The sequence below is a fragment of the Vermiculatibacterium agrestimuris genome (assembly GCF_943193085.1).
Classification (GTDB): domain Bacteria; phylum Bacillota; class Clostridia; order Oscillospirales; family Oscillospiraceae; genus Vermiculatibacterium; species Vermiculatibacterium agrestimuris.
Genome location: NZ_CALPCU010000015.1, coordinates 26,039 through 41,107 on the forward strand (window position 1 = coordinate 26,039; position 15,069 = coordinate 41,107).

Sequence of the window (15,069 nt, forward strand, 5' to 3'; positions counted from 1 at the left end):
AAAGGAGCGCGGGGTATGGGCTATCTGGTGGGACTGCTGGCGCTGGTGTGCCTGCTTCTGCTCCTGCGTCTCTATGCGCTGAAGCAAAACCTGAAAGCGGGCACGGCCCAGCTCAAGGCGCGGCGTTCTGAGGGGAATGCCGCGCCATTGCGCCTTGCGGCCCCCCATGGGCCTACGGAGGCCCTTCTCTCCGAGATCAACGCCCTCCTTCGGGAGCGGGAGGAGGAGCGGGCCGACTTCCGCCGCCGGGAGCAAGCTCTGCGCCGGCAGATCGCCAACGTCTCCCACGATCTGCGCACCCCCCTGACCTCCATTCTGGGCTATCTTCAGCTTTTGGAGAGCGACCAGACCACCGAGGCGCAGAGGGGGGAGTATCTGGAGATCATCGAGGGCCGGGCCCGGGTATTGCAAAGCCTCATCACCAGCTTTTACGACCTGAGCCGCCTGGAGGCGGGGGAGTACCCCATCATCCGGGAGCAGGTGGAGCTGAAAGAAGTGATCGGAGAGCTGCTGGCGGCCTTTTATGACGAGCTGGAGCAGCGCTTTCAGGTCACGGTGGAGCTGCCGGACGGCCTTCCCGCCGTCTGGGGAGACCGGGCGGCCATGACGCGGGTCTATACCAATCTGATCCGCAACGCCCTGGAGCACGGGGGAGATACCCTGACCGTCTCCGCCCGGCAGGTGGGAGGGGCGGTGGAGACCGTATTCACCAACGGCGCCCCAGAGCTGGGGGAGGAGGACTTGACCCATGTCTTTGACCGCTTCTTCACCTCCGACCAGACCCGTTCCGGCCGAAACACCGGGTTGGGTTTGGCCATCGTCAAATCTCTCACCGAGCAGATGGGGGGACAGGTCAGGGCGGAGTTGGCGGAGGGTCTGTTTTCCGTGATCCTCATCTGGAAATGTTGAAAAATATTTTCCTGAGAGTCCGATATTTAAACTGACAAGTATAGAATATACGGCAAAAGATGGCGAATTCCACCTGAAAAGGCTGGAAATTCGCCTTTTTGCTTGACAAGCAGGAGGGAAACTGCTAAAGTTTTAACGATATTGTTGACCGACATTCCCCAATGAGAAAGGTCGTTTTTAAATGGTAAAAATTGTAAGAAAAAAGGCGCTTAACCCCACTGTGACTTTGCTGGAGGTCGAGGCGCCCCTTATTGCAAAAAAGGCCAAGCCCGGCCAGTTCATTATCTTCCGGGTAGACGAGATGGGGGAGCGGGTGCCCCTCACCATCGCCGATCATGACCCTGCCAAGGGAACAGTGACTATCATCTTCCAGAAGGTGGGCCTGTCCACCCGGCTGCTGGGCGACCTGAATGAGGGAGATACGATCTTGGACTTCGTGGGCCCCCTGGGCGTGCCGACGGAGCTTCCCGCCGGCGCCAAAAGCATCTGTGTCATTGGCGGCGGCGTGGGCTGTGCCATTGCGTTTCCCCAGGCCAAGGAGAACTTCGGCAGTGGAATGAAGGTGGACGTGATCGCCGGCTTCCGCTCCAAGGACATTGTGATCCTGGAGGAGGAGTTCAAGGCCGCCTGTGACAATTTTTACCTCATGACCGATGACGGAAGCTATGGCGAGAAGGGCCTTGTGACCCAGAAGCTCCAGGAGTTGATCGACGGCGGGAAGAAGTACGATGCGGTCATCGCCATCGGTCCCATCCCTATGATGAAGTTTGTGTGCAAGACCACCGAGCCCTACGGCGTCCCCACCGTTGTCAGCCTCAACCCGCTGATGATCGACGGCACCGGCATGTGCGGCTGCTGCCGCTGCACTGTGGGCGGAAAGGTGCGCTTCGCCTGCGTTGACGGCCCTGACTTTGACGGGCACCAGGTGGATTTTGACGAGTTGATGAACCGCAACGCGGTCTACCGGGAAGAGGAGGCTGCCCAGCGGGAAGAGGGCCACCACACCTGCCGGCTGGAGCAGATGGGCAAGGCCCTGATCCCTTAAAGGAGGAAGCGAATATGCCGAATATGAGTTTGACCAAGACGCCTGTGGAAGAGCAGGCGCCCCTTGTACGAAATAAAAACTTCCTGGAGGTCTCCCTGGGCTACACGCCGGAGCAGGCTGTCGAGGAGGCCCGCCGCTGCCTGAACTGCAAGAACAAGCCCTGTGTGGCCGGCTGTCCGGTAAACATCCACATCCCCGATTTCATCGCCAAGGTGGCGGAGGGAGACTTCAAGGCCGCCTATGAGATCATTTCCGACACCAACGCCCTGCCCTGCGTCTCCGGCCGGGTCTGCCCCCAGGAGAACCAGTGCGAGGAGCGCTGTGTCCGGGGCATCAAGGGCGAGGCCGTGGCCATCGGCCGCCTGGAGCGGTTTGTGGCCGACTGGTACCTGAAAAATGTCAACGCCCTGCCGGAGAAGCCCCAGTCCAACGGCGTCAAGGTGGCGGTGGTAGGCTCCGGCCCCGCCGGTCTTACCTGCGCCAGCGATCTTGCCAAGCGGGGCTATGAGGTCACTGTCTTCGAGGCTTTCCACACCGCCGGCGGCGTTTTGGTCTATGGTATTCCTGAGTTCCGTCTGCCCAAGGCCATCGTTCAGAGCGAGGTGGATAAGCTCAAGGCCCTGGGCGTGGATCTTCAGCTGGACGTGGTGGTGGGCCGCACCATCACCATCGACGAGCTGATGGAGCAGGGCTATCAGGCTGTTTTCGTCGGCTCCGGTGCGGGCCTGCCCATGTTTATGGGCATTGAGGGGGAGAACTTGGCGGGGGTATACTCCGCCAACGAGTACTTGACCCGTGTGAACCTGATGAAGGCCTATCTTCCCGACTATGACACGCCCCTGAAAAAGTGCAGGACTGTGGCCGTGGTGGGCGGTGGCAACGTGGCCATGGACGCCGCCCGATGCGCCAAGCGCATGGGCGCGGAAAAGGTCTACCTGCTCTACCGCCGGGACGAGGAGGAGATGCCCGCCCGCCGGGAGGAGGTCAACCACGCCAAGGAGGAGGAGATCGACTTCCGGCTCCTTTGCAACCCTGTACGTATCCTGGGCGACGAAAACGGCAAGGTCTGCCAGATCGAGTGCATCCGCATGCGCCTCCAGGCCCCCGACGAGAGCGGCCGCCGCTCTCCCAAGGAAGTGGTCGGCTCCAACTTCTTCCTGCCCGTGGATGCGGTCATCATGGCCCTGGGCACCAGCCCCAACCCCCTCATCCGCTCCACCACCCCCGGGCTGGAGACCAATCGCAAGGGCTGCCTACTGGTCAGCGAGGACACCATGAAGACCACCCGGGACGGCATCTATGCCGGCGGCGACGCGGTCACCGGCGCGGCCACCGTGATCCTGGCCATGGGCGCCGGTAAGAAAGCCGCCCAGGCCATGGACGAGTATCTCAGCGGCAAATAAAAACGGAAAAAGACGGAGAGGTCATCCCTCTCCGTCTTTTTTCCTGTCCAGACAGGCGTCCCCCCAGCTGGGGGCAATGAGGAGCGCCAGGTTGTCGCCCAGCACCTCGAAGAAGGCGGACAGCAGCTCGATCTGCTCCGCGTTCAGCCCCTGGGCGATGCGGATAGAGGCCAGCGTGGCCAGCAGCAAAAGCCCCTGGTTATTGCCGCTTCCCTGACAGCTTTTCACCCGCATTCCCCCTTGAGCCAGTTTACGCAGTTTTCTATGGAGAGGTGTAGAGGGACTTATTTTTCGCCCAGCGGGGAAGAATACCCTGTAAACGCCCTGAATCTGTTCAAAGCGGCGGAAAAAGAATGGAAATTTCTTGGAAAATAGTCGTTTTTCTACTTCCATTTCCTGAAAATTCTGATAGAATAAACTGTAATATCAAGCGGCCAAGAGCCGTGAATGAAGGAGTTCTATGAGTATGGCGAAAACCGTGAAGAAAGCGGAGACCCCCGTCAAGACCCCTGAGGCCCTGAAGGCCCCTGTGACGGCCGAAGCCGTCAAGACCCCCGCTGTTTCCGAGACTAAATCCGCCGCAAAGAAGGCTGCCCCCAAGACCGTGAAGACCAAGGCCGCCGCCAAGAAGACCACCACCAAGGCCGCGCCCAAGGCGTCCACTGCTGTGAAGGTGTTTGTGGAGTACCAGGGCCGTCAGATGGACATGGACGCGATCCTGGAGGCTGTAAAGACCGCCGCCGGAAAAAAGAGCGTCAAATCCCTGGAGGTCTATGTGAAACCCGAGGATGGCGCTGCCTACTATGTGGTCGACGGCAAGGATACCGGTAAGGCGATCATCTGAGTTGCCGCAAACCAGCTACAGAAAATACCAAAGCAGAGATAAAAAGCGGACGGCCTGATCAGGTCGTCCGCTTTTTATTATAAACTCCGAACATACCGCAGATCCACGCAGACCGTGTCGGGAGGGAAGTGGATATCGGCGTGAGTGCCATCCCAGGAAAAGCCGTGGGCGGCATAGAACTTCCGGGCCTTTTCATTTTCCCGAAGGACAAAGACGAAGGCGTTGCGGTAGCCCGCCGCCTTCAGCCGGGCCAGGGCCTGCGTCATAAGGATCCCGCCGTAGCCCTTGCCCCGCTCTGCCGGGTGGGTATAGAAGGACGCGATCTCACCCCAGTCCTCGTAGCCTGCGTTTTCAAAGGTGCAGACCTCTCCGGTGTTGTAGTTGCTCTTCCGGGCCCGGCAGTAATTGATGCAGGCCACTGGGACGCCGCCTCTGTAAAGCAGAAGGCCGTTACAAACGCCGGTCTTGTAGTTTTCCCGGAATACCTTTATCCAGCGCCCGTCGGTAATTTCCCGGGCCATATATTCGTCGGGGACGTAGCCCTTATAGGTGTCCCGCCAGCCCAGAGCATGGATGAGAGACATGGCGGTAAAATGCTCTTCTGTAACGGCGTCCACCAGCCGAAGCTCGTCAGGAGAGGGAGACGGCAGCATCCGCTTCGCCCTCTTTCTCCTCGTGGCTGCGCTGCTCCTTGGCCAGGGCACGGGCGTTGGCCAGCATGAGCTTGATGCGGTTTTCCTGGTTGATGCGGGTGGCGCCGGGGTCATAGTCGATGGCCACCACGTTGGACCAGGGGTAGTCGTCCTTGATCTTGCGGATCATGCCCTTGCCCACAATGTGGTTGGGCAGACATCCAAAGGGCTGGGTGCACACGATGTTGGGCACGCCGGTATGGATGAGCTCCAGCATCTCGGCAGTGAGGAGCCAGCCCTCTCCCATCTTATTGCCTTCGCCCAGATAGCCCTTGATATAGCTGTGGAGCTCGTTGAAGTCGCCGGGGGCCCGGAAGCCGCCCCGCTTTAAGGCGTCGATCATGGCGTGCTGGTACTTCATCAGGTAGTTTTGCAGCCAATGGCAGAATTTTTCCTTGATCCACTTGCCGCCATAGAGGCCCACATCCACCTCGCGGTTGTTTACCTTGAAGATGATAAAGTCCATCAGGCCGGGGATCACCGGTTCCGCCCCCTCGGAGAGGAGAAAATTAGCTAGGTCATTGTTACCCAAGGGAGCATATTTCACGTAGATCTCGCCTACCACACCTACCCGCACCTTCTCCTCGCCGGTGACGGGGATGGTCTTGAATTCGGCGGTGATGCGGTCGAAGTTGGCCTTCATGGACTTAAATGACATGCCCTTGCCCCTGTCCATATCCTGGAGCAGGAAGTCCATACAGCGCTGGACGGCGGCGTCTGTGTCCCCGCGGGTGACCTCATAGGGCCGCACCTGGTTGGCCACATTCATGATGAGGTCGCCGTAGATGATGGCATAAACCACCTTTCGCAAAAGCCCCAGGCTCAGCTTGAAGCCGGGATTACTCTCCAGCCCGGACAGGTTCACCGAGATGACGGGCACAAAGGCGAGCCCGGCCTTCTCCAGGGCCTTGCGCAGCAGGTGGATGTAGTTGCTCGCCCGGCAGCCGCCGCCGGTCTGGGTGATGACCAAAGCCACCTTGTGAGGGTCATACTTTCCCGATTGGACGGCGTTAATGAGCTGGCCGATGACCAGGATCGCAGGGTAGCAGGCATCGTTGTGGACATATTTCTGTCCCGCGTCGATGACGGGCCGGCCGGTATTTTCCAGCATTTCCACCTTGTAGCCTTCGCCACGGATGATGCTGACCAGCATGGCGAAATGGTCGGGAAGCATCTGTGGGATGAGAAGGGTGTATTCCTCCTTCATCTCCTTGGTGAAGAGGAGCCGGCCGGTCTTGTCGTATTTCAGTTCAGCCATAGTTACACTCCTTTCCGGGCGTCCATGGCGGCCATAAGGGAGCGGATGCGGATCTTCACCGCTCCCAGATTGTTGATATCGTCGATCTTCAGCTGGGTATAGAGCTTGCCGCCCTCCTCCAGGATGGCGCGCACCTCGTCAGCGGTGATGGCGTCGGTGCCGCAGCCGAAGGAGACCAGCTGCACCAGCTGCATATCCGGCTGGGAGCAGACATACCGGGCGGCGTTGTACATCCGGGACTGGAACGTCCACTGGTTGAGCACCTTGCGGGTCTCATAGCCCTCCAGGTGGCTCACCGCATCCTCTGTGATAAGCACGAAGCCCTGGCCGGTAATAAGGTCATTGATGCCGTGGTTGATCTCCGGGTCGATATGGTAGGGCCGGCCCGCCTGAACCAGGATGGGAAGGGCGTGTTCCCGGGCATAGGCGATATATTCCTGGCCCTTGGCCCACAGGTCTTTCTTATAGGCGTCGTAGGAGTCAAAGGCGGCCCGGGCCGCGGCAACGGTCTCCTTCTTCGGAATGGAGAATTCCTCCTCCATAATGGAGGAGATCCGCTTTTCAAAGTCCTTGTGCCGCCAGAGGCCCACATAGGGGAAAAGGAAACGGGTCTGTTTTAAAACAGGCACATTGGCGGAGAGCAGCTCCGGATAGTAGGCCACCACGGGGCAGTTATAGTGGTTATCGCCGATGCCCTCGTCATAGTTGTAGGACATGCAGGGATACCAGATGGCGTCCACACCCATCTCCACCAGGGCCTCCACATGGCCGTGGAGCAGCTTGGCGGGGTAACACACCGTGTCCGAAGGGATGGTGTGCTGGCCCTTGATGTAGAGCTTCCGGGAGGACTCGGGGGAGAGGACGACCTCAAAATTCAGCCGGGTGAAAAACTCGTACCAGAAGGGCAGGTTTTCATACATATTGAGGCCGAAGGGGATCCCCATCCGCCCCCGGATCCCGGAGCCCTGGCCCTTGCCCTCCATAGCCCGCAGCCTTTTATACTTGTATGTGCTCAGGTCGGGTAGCTGCTGCTTTTCCTTGCCCAGGGGCCGGGAGCAGCGGTTGCCGGAGATGAACCGGCGGCCCCCATCAAACTGGTTGACCGTCAGGGAGCAGTGGTTGGTGCACAGATTGCAGGTGGCGGGCTTGGCGCTGTGGGTGAAGGACTGTAAAGCCTCTTCGCCTAACAAATCGGAGCGCTCCAGGTGAAGATCCCGGGCGGCCAGGGCGGCGCCAAAGGCACCCATAAGTCCGGCGATGGTGGGCCGCACCACATCCCGGCCCAGCTCCTGCTCAAAGGCCCGGAGAACAGCGTCGTTGAGGAAGGTGCCCCCCTGGACGACGATATTCCTGCCCAGGTCGTCGGCGTTGGCGGCCCGGATGACCTTATAGACGGCATTTTTCACGATGGAGATGGAAAGACCGGCGGAGATGTCCTCCACGCTGGCTCCGTCCTTCTGGGCCTGCTTTACCGAGGAGTTCATAAATACGGTACACCGGGAGCCCAGGTTCACCGGCCGGGGGGAGAAGAGGCCCAGCTTGGAAAAGGCGGCGATATCGTACCCCAGGGCCTTGGCAAAGGTCTCAATGAAGGAGCCGCAGCCGGAGGAGCAGGCCTCGTTGAGCATAATGGAGTCCACCGCGCCGTTGCGGATCTTAAAGCACTTCATGTCCTGGCCGCCGATGTCGATGATAAAGTCCACATCGGGATTAAAGTGGGCGGCGGCCTTATAATGGGCCATGGTCTCCACTAGGCCCAGGTCGCACTGGAAGGCGTTTTTGATCAGCTCCTCGCCGTAACCGGTGACGGCGGAGCCCATGATGGTCACCCGGTCTCCGCAAAGCCGGTATATCTCCTTGAGCTGCTCCAGCACAATGGCCACAGGGTTGCCCTGGTTGGAGTGATAATAGCTGTAAAGGATACCGCCTTGCGGGTCGATCAAGGCCATTTTCGTGGTGGTGGAGCCGGCGTCGATGCCCAGCCAGGCATCCCCGGTATAGGCGGACAGGTCGGCCTGGGGAGGATGGTTGGCGTTGTGGCGGCGGAGGAAGGCGTCGTAGTCGGCCTGGTCGGTAAAGAGTGGGGGCATCACGTCCAGAGAACCGGTGGCGTCCACGCTCTCCTCCAGCAGCCGCAGACATTCCTCAAAGGGGCGGGGGGCATAGTCGGTGGAGCAGAGGGCCGCGCCCATGGCGGCGAAGCAGTCGCCGTCAGCGGGGAACACGGCGTGTTCGGCGTCCAGCTGCAGGGTGTCTACGAACCGCTCCCGCAGACCCATGAGGAAGTGGAGGGGGCCGCCCAGGAAGACGATCTTGCCCTTCAGCTCCCGGCCCTGGGTAAGGCCGGCCACCGTCTGATCCACCACCGCCTGGAAAATGGAGGCGGCGATGTCCTCCTTTCGCCCGCCCTGATTCAGAATGGGCTGGATGTCACTTTTGGCAAACACGCCGCAGCGGGAGGCGATGGGGTAGATCTTTTCGTGCTTGAGGGAGAGGGCGTCCAGCTCGTCGATAGACACGTTGAGCAGGGAGGCCATCTGGTCGATAAAGGCCCCGGTGCCTCCGGCGCAGGAGCCGTTCATTCGCTCCTCCAGCGCCCCGCCAAAGAAAATGATCTTGGCGTCCTCGCCCCCCAGCTCAATGACCGCGTCGGTACCGGGGACGAAGGTGTTGACGGCGGCGGCGGTGGCATAGACCTCCTGGACAAAGTCGATGCCGCTGGCCTTGCTGACGCCGAGACCGGCCGAGCCGGTGATGACCATATGTACGTCCTTGCCGGAGAGCATGTCCTGAATGGAGCGCAGGGTTTGAGCCGCCCGCTCCCGGGTCTTGGAGAAGTGCCGCTCGTAGGAGCGGAAGAGAAGGGTGTCATTTTCATCCAGCACCACCACCTTGACGGTGGTGGAGCCGATATCAATGCCGACGCGAAGGTTCATAGCATACACCTCGAAAAACTCATTCCATAGTTGGTTAGCCTATATTTTATCGCAAAATATGCCGATTGACAACTGTTTATTTCATACGGAACTGGAAGGATAAGTCCGGCCCTGTTTTTCAAACCAGAAAAAGAAATGATTGACAGACGATATTATATCATATATAATATCGCAAGAAAATAAAGAAGGAGGGATGCGCTGGTGGTATTCCAACTGAACACACCGCTGCTGGACGGGTGTGTGCTGGCCATTTTAGAGCAGGGAGACGCCTATGGCTACAACCTGACCCAGCGGCTCAAGCAGGAGATCGATATTTCGGAATCCACCCTCTATCCCGTGCTGCGGCGATTGCAGCGGGATGGGTGTCTGGCGGTTTATGACCAGCAATTCCAGGGGCGAAACCGGCGTTATTATGCCATCACCCAGTCTGGGCGGGCGCTTTTAGCGGAGTGCCGGCGAGATTGGACGGACTATACTTGCCGGGTGGCAAAAATCTTGTCAGGGGGCGATGAAGGATGACTGTAGAGCAATATCTGTTTCTGCTGCGGGCGGAGTTGACGGGTTATTTATCGCAGGAGGAGCTGGAGGATATCCTGCGGTATTATACGGAATATTTTGAAGAGGCCGGCCCGGAACGGGAGCGGGAGGTCATGATGGAACTGGGCTCTCCCCAGCGGCTGGCGGAGAAGATCCTGGGCCGTCCGACGGAGGAGAACATGATCCCGGCGGCGGAACCTTACGCCTATGGGTCGCAGGAGGGGGACTACATCCCCCAGACCGGAAGCGGGATGCCCCGCTGGCTTTTTATCCTGATCCTTGTGGCGGCGGCCATCTTTGTGGGGCCGGTGCTGCTGGGGCTGGTCTTCGGTCTGGGTCTGGGCGGACTGGTGTGTGTGACAGTGGGCCTGGGTCTGGTGATGGGCGGCGTGGGGAAGCTTTCCTTTGGTGGACTTCTCTATTTGGGCGGCGGAGGTCTGATCACAACGGCGGTGGGCCTTTTCCTCCTGGCGGGGGCTCTGGCCGCGGTGTGGGGCGCGGTAAAGCTGATCCACTGGTTCCGTTGCAATTTTGTGGAGGGGGGCTACCAAGATGAAAAGGCTTGTTAAGTTCTGCCTCTCTGTGGCGGGAACGCTTCTGGCGGTAGGCATTGTGTGTATGGTGGCGGGGGCTGTTATGGGCGGCCGGGGAGAAACTGACCGCTATTTTGAAGAGAATTGGCACAGCATCCGCTGGACTCGTGTCCTGACAAAGGGGGATGGCATCCACATCGGCGGAGAAAACGGATTCCATGTGGACGGCACCGGCGTGGACATCGGGGGTGAACACGGGATCCATCTGGAGCACCACGGAAGCGAGAGCAAAGGAGCGGCGCAGAACATCGAGAGCGGCGCCCTGAGCGGCGTCGCTTCCATAGAGGTCGACGTGGACTGCGCCGATGTCTGGATCCAGGAGGGGGAGACCTGCGGCGTCTCCCTGAGCTGGGAGCTGAGCAACTATTCCATGGCGTGGGAGATGGCGGACGGCCATCTTGTCGTTACCAGCGACAGCTGGCCCGGTATAATGCCCGGCGGCCTTGGAGGCGACTGTAAGGCCGTTATCACGCTCCCCGCCGGAACGGCGCTGGACGAGCTGAAGATCTCTACCGACCTGGGCGATATCGAGGTAACGGGAGATATTACGGCCCGAGAGGCCGATCTCTCCACCGACTTGGGAGATGTGACCTGTCAGGGCCTTCGGGCCAAGGAGATGGAGACGGAGACCGACCTGGGAGACGTGAAGCTTCATCTGCCGGGGGGACGGGAGGATTACAGCTGGGAGCTGGAGACCAATATGGGAGAGCTTTACCTGGATGGGGAGAACCGCAACGGCGGCTTGGGAACCATCGTCGAGCGAGGCGGCACAGGCAAGAACATCTTGGAGGCCAGCTCCGCTTTGGGGGACGTACAAATTTATTTTGGCGCATAAGCGCGAGGGGGAGAGCGGAAGCTCTCCTCCTTTTTTCTTAGACATGCCCACCTCCGGCCCGGCATAGACTGACCAGAGGGGGTGCTGCAGCGTGGAGTGGAGTTTTGACGGCCCCAATGGCGTGGTGACTGTGTGCCGGGAGGGGGAACAGGCTCTTTGCCGGGCTGTCCGTCCTGACGGGAGGGGCGGACTGTGGAAGGCATGGCTCCTGGGGGAGAGAGGAAAAGCCCTGCTGGGCACGCTTATCCCGGAGGGCGGCATCCTGCGTCTGCGGCGGACAATGCCGGTGGAGCAGCTGGAACGGCAGGGCGCCTGGCCGCCCACGGGGGCAGAGCTGGTTTTGGCGGGGAGCGCCGCGCCGCAAAATCACCCACCCGGCTGGCAGTGGACGGACTGTCCCGGCCAGCTCATGGGGGAGCCCGGCCTGCGCAGAGCCCTGCACGCTGTGGAGCGGGCCATGCTTCGCAGAGATGAGGAGGGGTTTTTGCTGGCCCTGCCCTTCACGCCGGGGGAGGCATTTCCTGTTCCCGCGCTGTTTTGTCTGGGCCGGGTCGAGGAGCTGGGCGACAGGCGGTACGTCCTCTTTCGGTTTTCCCGCCGTGGCTGTCCTCAACTTTTGCATAATTCTGAAACGCTGGGAAAAACTACCCTCGAAATCTAAAAGGAGGGAAGAGCAATGCCCAATTTAAGCGCCAAAGAACTCTCGGGTCTCAGCGACCAGCTGGCCTTTGAAAAGGTCATCTGTGCCAAGTATCAGGCCGCCGTGCAGGAGACGGAGGACGCCCAGCTGAAAACCAGCTTTCAGCAGTACGCCGATCAGCACCGGCAGAATTACAACTGCCTGCTGAACTTTTTGCAGTAAGGAGAGAAGGGCCATGAACGATCAGGAACGTATCACAGACATGATCCTCAGCGAGAAGAAGATGAGCACCAATTATAACACCTTTGCCTCGGAGTGTGTGGACGATAAGCTCCGGGACGAGTACCTGAAAATTTTGAACCAGAGCCACATGACGCAGACGACCCTCTTTAAGACTGCCCAGTCCAAGGGCTGGTACACGGTGGAGCCGGCGCCCCAGAGCAAAATCACGGAGACCTACAACAAGTTCAACGCAGAAAAGCCCTGAAGGCTGTAGACGGAAGGCGATCACCGCCTTCCGTCTATTTTTTATTGACAAGAACGGAAAATCGAATTATAATCATAGCGAATAGGTAGGAATTAAGGGGCCACTACATTCAGAAAGGAGCTTTCGAATGTCCAAGATCGTATATGCAGACCATGCCGCCACCACGCCCCTGTCCGCTAAGGCGCAGGCGGCCATGGAGCCCTTTTTTGCGCAGCGATTTGGGAATCCGTCCAGCCTTTACGCCTTTGGCCAGCAGGCCAAGACCGACCTGGAGGAGGCCCGCGCTGTGATCGCCCGATGCATCGGGGCACAGCCCAGCGAAGTGCTGTTTACGTCCGGAGGAACGGAGGGGGACAACTGGGCCCTGAAGGGCGTGGCAGAGCTGCGGAAAAACAAGGGCAAGCACATTATCACCACCGCCATTGAGCACCACGCCGTCCTTTACACTGCCCAGTATTTGGAAAAGCTGGGCTATGAGGTCACCTACCTGCCGGTAGACAGCCTGGGCCGGGTAGAGCCGGAGCGGGTGCGCGCCGCCATTCGTCCGGATACTATTCTGATTTCCGTCATGGCGGCCAACAACGAGATCGGCACCATCGAACCCATTGCCGCCATTGGGGCGGTCGCCAGGGAGGCGGGGGTCGTTTTCCATGTGGACGCTGTGCAGGCGGTGGGCCACATCCCGGTGGATGTGAAGGAGTGGGGCTGTGACCTGATGACTTTCTCCGCCCACAAGTTTTATGGCCCCATCGGCGTGGGTGGGCTCTATATGCGCCGGGGGCTCCGGCTACCGCCCCTCATCCATGGGGGCGGGCAGGAAAAGGGCCTGCGCTCCGGGACGGAGAATGTGGCCGGGGCCGTGGGAATGGCCGCCGCCCTCCAGGAGGCGGTGGATGAATTGGACAGCGAGTCCAAACGCCTGTCCGCGCTGCGGGATCAGTTGTTGGACGGCCTTTCCAAGCTGCCCTGCGCCCAGGTCACCGGCGACCGGGAAAACCGTCTTCCCGGCACCGCGTCCCTGATCTTTGAAGGGGTGGAGGGGGAGGCCCTGCTGCTCCATCTGGACGCCAGAGGGATCCGCGCCTCCTCCGGCTCCGCCTGCTCTTCGGCCTCTCTGGATCCCTCCCATGTTCTGCTGGCCATCGGATTGCCCCACGAGGTGGCTCACGGCTCCCTCCGGCTGAGCCTGGGCCGGGAGAGCACCCAGGAGGATGTGGATTACATCCTTCGGGAAGTCCCAGCGGTAGTGAACGCGCTGCGGGAAATGTCCCCGGTCTGGGACGTCAAGACCCAGAAACCGGTCTGGTATCATTGAAAGGAGAAGCAAATCATGTTGTATTCCGATAAGGTCATGGATCATTTTGAGCATCCCCGGAACGTGGGAGAGATAGAAAACCCGGATGCCGTGGGCCAGGTGGGCAACCCCAAATGCGGCGACATTATGAAGATGTATCTGAAGATCGAGGACGGCATCATTGTCGATGTGAAGTTTAAGACCTTCGGCTGCGGCTCCGCCATTGCCACCTCCTCCATGGCCACCGAGCTGATCAAGGGAAAATCGGTGGAGGAGGCTTTGCAGCTCACCAACGCCGCTGTGGCCGAGGCGCTGGACGGACTGCCGGCCTATAAAATGCACTGCTCAGTGCTGGCGGAGGAGGCCATCAAGGCAGCGCTGGCCGACTATTACCAGCGGCAGGGGCTGCCGGTTCCCGAGGCGTGCAAGTTCACAGAAGGAGAGGAGCACGGCTGCGCCTGCGGTCTGTGACCGGAGAGAGGAGAAGGGCCTGAGGAGGCGTGAGCTGCGCCTCTTTAGGCCCTTTTTTCATGAGAATGAGGACGAAAAACAGTTGCGTTGACGCCCAACCTGGGCTATACTAAAAAGGTGAAAAAGGAGGCGCCGCCATGGAGAGCCTATACAGTGTAAAGCTGACCCGGCTGGTGGAGGATTTCCACCTGGAAGTGCTGCGGAAGGGAAAGGGATATGAGAAGTACCTTGTCCGCACACAGGATGTGAACCGGCCCGGCCTGCAGCTCATCGGTTTCTTTGACTATTTCGATCCCCTGCGCCTTCAGGTGCTGGGCAAGGTGGAGCATACCTTCCTGGAGGGAGCAAGTTCCGAAGAGCGGCGCAGGGTCTTCGAGCAGTTCATGAGTTATGACATTCCAGCGCTTATCATCACACGGGAGATGGAGCCCTTTCCCGAGTGCATGGAGATGGCGGAGAAGTACGACAGGACTATTTTGCGCTCTCCGGAGACCACCTCCGCCTTTATGGGCGCGCTTATCACCGGCCTGCGCAACTATCTCTGCCCGCGGATCACCCGCCATGGCGTACTGGTGGAGATCTATGGCGAGGGCGTGCTCATATTCGGTGAGTCCGGCGTGGGCAAGAGCGAGACTGCCATCGAGCTCATCAAGCGGGGCCACCGCCTCATTGCCGACGATGCGGTGGAGATCAAGCGGATGGGTTCCTTTCAGCTCATGGGCAGCGCCCCGGAGCTGATCCGTCACTACATGGAGCTGCGGGGCATCGGCGTGATCGATGTACGGCGGCTTTTCGGTGTGGCCGCCGTTAAGGATGAGGCCAACATCGATCTTGTGGTGAATCTGGAGCCCTGGCGGGACGGGGCGGTCTATGACCGCCTGGGCCTGGAGGAGCTGGTCACGACCATTTTGGATGTGGAGGTGCCCTCGGTGACCATTCCGGTGAAGCCGGGGCGGAATTTGGCGGTTATTATTGAGGTGGCGGCGATGAACAACCGCCATAAGCGCATGGGATATAACGCTGCCCAAGCCTTTACCGACCAGATCAACCGGCACTTCGACCAGGCGATGGCTGAGCAGAGCGGGGAGGATCAATAGGAGCGAAAAAGCGGGACGGCATCGCCGC

The 15,069-nt window shown here is 59.8% G+C and carries 17 protein-coding genes; 13 read left to right on the forward strand and 4 right to left on the reverse strand.

The annotated features are described in order from the left end of the window. Positions 1–15 precede the first annotated feature (15 nt). The 3 genes from NFR87_RS06755 (at position 16) to gltA (ending at position 3,357) form a co-directional block, all read left to right on the forward strand. Positions 16–909 carry a sensor histidine kinase gene (locus NFR87_RS06755; RefSeq protein WP_251448166.1) on the forward strand — a complete coding sequence of 298 codons (894 nt, stop codon included), beginning with the start codon at positions 16–18 and terminating at the stop codon, positions 907–909. Between the two features lie 181 nt (positions 910–1,090). Further along, on the forward strand, positions 1,091–1,954 hold the full coding sequence (locus tag NFR87_RS06760) for a sulfide/dihydroorotate dehydrogenase-like FAD/NAD-binding protein (protein WP_251448169.1): 864 nt from the start codon (positions 1,091–1,093) through the stop codon (positions 1,952–1,954). A gap of 14 nt (positions 1,955–1,968) precedes the next feature. Continuing rightward, on the forward strand, positions 1,969–3,357 hold the full coding sequence (gltA, locus tag NFR87_RS06765; protein ID WP_251448172.1) for an NADPH-dependent glutamate synthase: 1,389 nt from the start codon (positions 1,969–1,971) through the stop codon (positions 3,355–3,357). A gap of 21 nt (positions 3,358–3,378) precedes the next feature. Here gltA and NFR87_RS06770 read toward each other — a convergent pair whose 3' ends face one another. Next, positions 3,379–3,585 (reverse strand): hypothetical protein, encoded by a 207-nt coding sequence (locus tag NFR87_RS06770; protein WP_251448175.1) that lies wholly within the window; start codon positions 3,583–3,585, stop codon positions 3,379–3,381. Between the two features lie 238 nt (positions 3,586–3,823). Here NFR87_RS06770 and NFR87_RS06775 point away from each other — a divergent pair, with 238 nt between their 5' ends. Next, positions 3,824–4,201: a DUF6465 family protein gene (locus tag NFR87_RS06775; RefSeq protein ID WP_251448178.1), complete on the forward strand. Its 378-nt coding sequence runs from the start codon at positions 3,824–3,826 to the stop codon at positions 4,199–4,201. Positions 4,202–4,278: 77 nt separating this feature from the next. On the opposite strand, the gene NFR87_RS06780 is transcribed toward NFR87_RS06775, so the two are convergent. The 3 genes from NFR87_RS06780 to NFR87_RS06790 are packed head-to-tail and all read right to left on the reverse strand — an operon-like array spanning position 4,279 to position 9,087. After that, the gene (locus tag NFR87_RS06780) at positions 4,279–4,854 is read right to left on the reverse strand and encodes a GNAT family N-acetyltransferase (protein ID WP_251448181.1); all 576 of its coding nucleotides are present in this window, start codon (positions 4,852–4,854) and stop codon (positions 4,279–4,281) included. Next, positions 4,832–6,151 (reverse strand): 2-hydroxyacyl-CoA dehydratase, encoded by a 1,320-nt coding sequence (locus NFR87_RS06785; RefSeq protein ID WP_251448184.1) that lies wholly within the window; start codon positions 6,149–6,151, stop codon positions 4,832–4,834. Before NFR87_RS06785 ends, NFR87_RS06780 begins: the two co-directional genes overlap by 23 nt. Positions 6,152–6,153: 2 nt before the next feature. Then, entirely contained in the window at positions 6,154–9,087 is a 2,934-nt protein-coding gene (locus NFR87_RS06790; RefSeq protein ID WP_251448187.1) for an acyl-CoA dehydratase activase, read from the reverse strand. 201 nt (positions 9,088–9,288) lie between these two features. Between NFR87_RS06790 and NFR87_RS06795 the strand changes: the two genes are divergently transcribed. The 9 genes from NFR87_RS06795 to hprK all read left to right on the forward strand — a co-directional run bounded on the left by NFR87_RS06795 (position 9,289) and on the right by hprK (position 15,041). Continuing rightward, the gene (locus NFR87_RS06795) at positions 9,289–9,606 is read left to right on the forward strand and encodes a PadR family transcriptional regulator (RefSeq protein ID WP_251448190.1); all 318 of its coding nucleotides are present in this window, start codon (positions 9,289–9,291) and stop codon (positions 9,604–9,606) included. After that, positions 9,603–10,193: a DUF1700 domain-containing protein gene (locus NFR87_RS06800; protein WP_251448193.1), complete on the forward strand. Its 591-nt coding sequence runs from the start codon at positions 9,603–9,605 to the stop codon at positions 10,191–10,193. The genes NFR87_RS06795 and NFR87_RS06800 overlap by 4 nt, the downstream gene beginning before the upstream one ends. Beyond that, the gene (locus NFR87_RS06805; RefSeq protein WP_251448196.1) at positions 10,177–11,052 is read left to right on the forward strand and encodes a DUF4097 family beta strand repeat-containing protein; all 876 of its coding nucleotides are present in this window, start codon (positions 10,177–10,179) and stop codon (positions 11,050–11,052) included. The genes NFR87_RS06800 and NFR87_RS06805 overlap by 17 nt, the downstream gene beginning before the upstream one ends. 91 nt (positions 11,053–11,143) lie before the next feature. Then, on the forward strand, positions 11,144–11,713 hold the full coding sequence (locus NFR87_RS06810; RefSeq protein WP_251448199.1) for a hypothetical protein: 570 nt from the start codon (positions 11,144–11,146) through the stop codon (positions 11,711–11,713). A 15-nt stretch (positions 11,714–11,728) separates the two neighbouring features. Beyond that, positions 11,729–11,914, forward strand: coding sequence for a ferritin family protein (locus NFR87_RS06815; RefSeq protein WP_251448202.1), 186 nt, complete (start codon positions 11,729–11,731; stop codon positions 11,912–11,914). A 13-nt stretch (positions 11,915–11,927) separates the two neighbouring features. Further along, positions 11,928–12,179 (forward strand): spore coat protein, encoded by a 252-nt coding sequence (locus NFR87_RS06820; RefSeq protein ID WP_251448205.1) that lies wholly within the window; start codon positions 11,928–11,930, stop codon positions 12,177–12,179. Positions 12,180–12,306: 127 nt separating this feature from the next. Further along, a complete protein-coding gene (gene nifS / locus NFR87_RS06825) occupies positions 12,307–13,494 on the forward strand; it encodes a cysteine desulfurase NifS (RefSeq protein WP_251448208.1) in 1,188 nt (395 codons plus the stop codon). Between the two features lie 15 nt (positions 13,495–13,509). Further along, positions 13,510–13,944, forward strand: a complete 435-nt coding sequence (gene nifU / locus NFR87_RS06830) for a Fe-S cluster assembly scaffold protein NifU (protein WP_251448211.1) — start codon at positions 13,510–13,512, stop codon at positions 13,942–13,944. A gap of 137 nt (positions 13,945–14,081) precedes the next feature. Next, complete coding sequence (hprK, locus tag NFR87_RS06835) at positions 14,082–15,041, forward strand: HPr(Ser) kinase/phosphatase (RefSeq protein ID WP_251448214.1); 960 nt, start codon at positions 14,082–14,084, stop codon at positions 15,039–15,041. Positions 15,042–15,069 lie beyond the last annotated feature (28 nt).

Bases quoted from the DNA above. Each gene is read 5' to 3' on its own strand.
- nifU (WP_251448211.1), top strand. From the start codon at position 13,510: ATGTTGTATTCCGATAAGGTCATGGATCATTTTGAGCATCCCCGGAAC.
- NFR87_RS06780 (WP_251448181.1), bottom strand. From the start codon at position 4,854: ATGCTGCCGTCTCCCTCTCCTGACGAGCTTCGGCTGGTGGACGCCGTT.
- gltA (WP_251448172.1), top strand. From the start codon at position 1,969: ATGCCGAATATGAGTTTGACCAAGACGCCTGTGGAAGAGCAGGCGCCC.
- NFR87_RS06820 (WP_251448205.1), top strand. From the start codon at position 11,928: ATGAACGATCAGGAACGTATCACAGACATGATCCTCAGCGAGAAGAAG.
- NFR87_RS06815 (WP_251448202.1), top strand. From the start codon at position 11,729: ATGCCCAATTTAAGCGCCAAAGAACTCTCGGGTCTCAGCGACCAGCTG.
- nifS (WP_251448208.1), top strand. From the start codon at position 12,307: ATGTCCAAGATCGTATATGCAGACCATGCCGCCACCACGCCCCTGTCC.
- NFR87_RS06805 (WP_251448196.1), top strand. From the start codon at position 10,177: ATGAAAAGGCTTGTTAAGTTCTGCCTCTCTGTGGCGGGAACGCTTCTG.
- NFR87_RS06755 (WP_251448166.1), top strand. From the start codon at position 16: ATGGGCTATCTGGTGGGACTGCTGGCGCTGGTGTGCCTGCTTCTGCTC.
- hprK (WP_251448214.1), top strand. From the start codon at position 14,082: ATGGAGAGCCTATACAGTGTAAAGCTGACCCGGCTGGTGGAGGATTTC.
- NFR87_RS06790 (WP_251448187.1), bottom strand. From the start codon at position 9,087: ATGAACCTTCGCGTCGGCATTGATATCGGCTCCACCACCGTCAAGGTG.
- NFR87_RS06800 (WP_251448193.1), top strand. From the start codon at position 9,603: ATGACTGTAGAGCAATATCTGTTTCTGCTGCGGGCGGAGTTGACGGGT.
- NFR87_RS06760 (WP_251448169.1), top strand. From the start codon at position 1,091: ATGGTAAAAATTGTAAGAAAAAAGGCGCTTAACCCCACTGTGACTTTG.
- NFR87_RS06775 (WP_251448178.1), top strand. From the start codon at position 3,824: ATGGCGAAAACCGTGAAGAAAGCGGAGACCCCCGTCAAGACCCCTGAG.
- NFR87_RS06785 (WP_251448184.1), bottom strand. From the start codon at position 6,151: ATGGCTGAACTGAAATACGACAAGACCGGCCGGCTCCTCTTCACCAAG.